Raw genomic sequence first — 2,041 nt, 5'->3', positions numbered from 1 at the left:
GCTCGGCGTCGATCCCGCGTCGTCGTGAGCGCCCTCTACCTGGCGATCGATGGCGGCTCGCACAGCACCAAGGTCTCGATCATTGACGCCGAAGGACACGTCGTGGCGTCGGCGCAGACCGCGCTCCGGCCCTATGACCTGACGCCCGACGGGCGCGCGGTCCATCCCGGTGACGACCTGTGGGACACCCTCGTCACGAGCTGTCGTGCCGTGCTGTCGAGGTTCGACGGCGACCCGGGCGCCATCACCGCGATCGGGCTGTGCGGTATCCGATTCTGCCGTGCCCTCACGGACGTGTCCGGTCAGCTCACCGAACCGGTCCTGAGCTGGATGGACGCCCGCGTCTCCAGGCCGCTGACACACGTCGACCCAGCCGTGGCCACCGTGTCCAGCGCCGGGGGATACCTGGCGCTACGACTGACCGGGGAACGCCGCGACAGCGCCGCGAGCTATCAGGGAATGTGGCCGATCGACCCGCTCGCCCGCAACTGGTCGCCCAGCCCCACGGAGCTCGAACGGACCTGCATGCCGCTCACGCTGCTCCCTGACCTGGTCGATCCGGGTGATCTCCTAGGACGAGTCACCGAGGCGGCTGCCGCAGCGACGGGGCTGATGGCCGGGTGCCGGGTCTACGCCACTGCCAACGACAAGGCCGTCGAAGCCCTCGGGTGCGGGCTGGCCAACGAGGGCACCATGCTGCTCTCGCTTGGCACCTACATAGCGGCCATGACCGTCGGCGACGACCTCGCTCGCGAGCACGACGCCTACTGGGTCAACGCCGCCTCGCTCCCGGGGCGCTACCTCTACGAGAGCGACGGCATCAGGCGCGGCATGTGGACCGTCTCGTGGCTGCGACAGCTCGTGAGCTCGGGGGCACAGAGCCCGGTGGACGACGACGCGCTCCAGGACTGGCTCACCGAAGGCGCCGCCGCGGTGCCAGTCGGGTCCGCGGGTCTCATGGTCGTCCCGGACTGGCTCGCGCCCGGCAGTGCCCCTCACCGGCGCGGTGCAATCCTCGGCCTGAACGGCGCACACGGGGCACACCACCTGTATCGGGCAATCCTGGAGGGCATCGCACTGACCATGCGCGGCCACGCGGAGGCGATGGAGTCAGCGCTCGGGCAGCCCATGGACCACCTGATTGTCTCGGGTGGTGGGTCGCGGTCGGACTTGATGATGCAGATCGTCGCGGACGTCTTTGCCCAACCGGCGCAGCGAGCTGGCGTGGCGGACGCCGCCGGCCTCGGCGCAGCGATCTGCGCCGCAGTCGGGAGCGGGGTCCATCACGACTTCGAGACCGCGATGGCGGCCATGATCCGTCCCGGGCCGGTCTTCGAGCCGGACCCGAAGGCCCTGCGTCGCTACGCGGCGGTGAGGAAGGTGTATGCCGCCCTGTCCGACTTCACCGATCCGATGTTCCGGCGGATGTCGGACCTCGAGCAGTGAACAACCCACTTCCCGACCCACCTGCGCGCGTCATCGCACTCCCGGGCCGCCCACGAGTGTGGTGATGCCACGCGGCCCGGCAGAGCCAAATTGCGACACGGGGCACGCTTGCACTCTCCCTTTGATCTTCGGCGGGTGACAACATCTCCCTTCTGAGTGCATTCGGACGCGGGGTTTGTGCCAGCTCTATCGCGACGCGCGGCTCGAGGCGACGTCGGCTCGTGATCACTGGGGGCGGTGGCATCTCGACATGACTCCCTTGGCGTAGCCGAACGCACCTCGTCGAGGCCCAGCGCCTCGCCGTCGTCTACCGACCCTTCAACCTCGTAGTGGGCGCCGGGGCGGCCGTAGCCCTCGTGGTCGGCTGGGCTCGACCGGGGCGGTGGCTACCTGCTCGTTGCGATCCTCTCTGTGCTCTGGTTCTTCGCCGTCAGGCGTTTCCTGCGCGCCGAGGCTGGGGCGAAGAACAGTCCAGCGCCGATTTGAGGGTGGCCTCGGCATGCCGCCAGCCAATCCCGCGCTCGGGGTCGGAACAGTCGCTGTGGGCCGCCTGGCGTTTGATTGGAAGCAGGCGGCGCTGGTCCGGTCCGCCGCG

General features: G+C 69.3%; 1 protein-coding gene. It reads left to right on the top strand.

Going from position 1 to position 2,041, the window contains the following annotated elements; translation table 11 throughout:
* Positions 1 to 1,446, top strand: a 1,446-nt coding sequence (locus RMO85_RS07990; protein WP_310528202.1) for an FGGY-family carbohydrate kinase, incomplete at its 5' end; no start/stop codon positions are given.
* Positions 1,447 to 2,041 lie beyond the last annotated feature (595 nt).

The organism is Nocardioides sp. (assembly GCF_031422975.1).
GTDB lineage: Bacteria > Actinomycetota > Actinomycetes > Propionibacteriales > Nocardioidaceae > Nocardioides.
The sequence above is the reverse complement of the archived record's forward strand: the minus strand, read 5'-3'. Positions and strand labels throughout refer to the sequence as shown.